General features: G+C 56.9%; 1 rRNA gene. It reads right to left on the bottom strand.

Annotated elements, in window-relative coordinates:
• Positions 1-1,007 (bottom strand): 23S ribosomal RNA (locus LE181_RS31305); the annotation flags it as partial.

Below are 1,007 nucleotides of genomic sequence, written 5' to 3'. Positions count from 1 at the left end.
CCCGGCACACGACGCTCCCCTACCCATCCCAGCGGACGTTGGTCCTCATGCTGGAATGACACGACTTCGGCGGTACGCTTGAGCCCCGCTACATTGTCGGCGCGGAATCACTTGACCAGTGAGCTATTACGCACTCTTTCAAGGGTGGCTGCTTCTAAGCCAACCTCCTGGTTGTCTCTGCGACTCCACATCCTTTCCCACTTAGCGTACGCTTAGGGGCCTTAGTCGATGCTCTGGGCTGTTTCCCTCTCGACCATGGAGCTTATCCCCCACAGTCTCACTGCCGCGCTCTCACTTACCGGCATTCGGAGTTTGGCTAAGGTCAGTAACCCGGTAGGGCCCATCGCCTATCCAGTGCTCTACCTCCGGCAAGAAACACACGACGCTGCACCTAAATGCATTTCGGGGAGAACCAGCTATCACGGAGTTTGATTGGCCTTTCACCCCTAACCACAGGTCATCCCCCAGGTTTTCAACCCTGGTGGGTTCGGTCCTCCACGAAGTCTTACCTCCGCTTCAACCTGCCCATGGCTAGATCACTCCGCTTCGGGTCTTGGGCGCGCTACTCAATCGCCCTATTCGGACTCGCTTTCGCTACGGCTTCCCCACACGGGTTAACCTCGCAACACACCGCAAACTCGCAGGCTCATTCTTCAAAAGGCACGCAGTCACGACGCACCGAGCAAGCTCGATGCGCGACGCTCCCACGGCTTGTAGGCACACGGTTTCAGGTACTATTTCACTCCGCTCCCGCGGTACTTTTCACCATTCCCTCACGGTACTATCCGCTATCGGTCACCAGGGAATATTTAGGCTTAGCGGGTGGTCCCGCCAGATTCACACGGGATTTCTCGGGCCCCGTGCTACTTGGGAAATTCTCAAGCAAGCCGTACAGATTTCAGCTACGGGGGTCTTACCCTCTACGCCGGACCTTTCGCATGTCCTTCGCCTATCCATACGGTTTCTGACTCGCCGACCAATCGGCAGATTGATCAAGAGAACTCCCG

Origin of the sequence: Streptomyces sichuanensis (assembly GCF_020328095.1) — a bacterium.
In the GTDB taxonomy this organism is placed as follows: Bacteria; Actinomycetota; Actinomycetes; order Streptomycetales; family Streptomycetaceae; genus Streptomyces; species Streptomyces cinnamoneus.
This window is presented reverse-complemented; position numbering and strand designations above follow the sequence as displayed.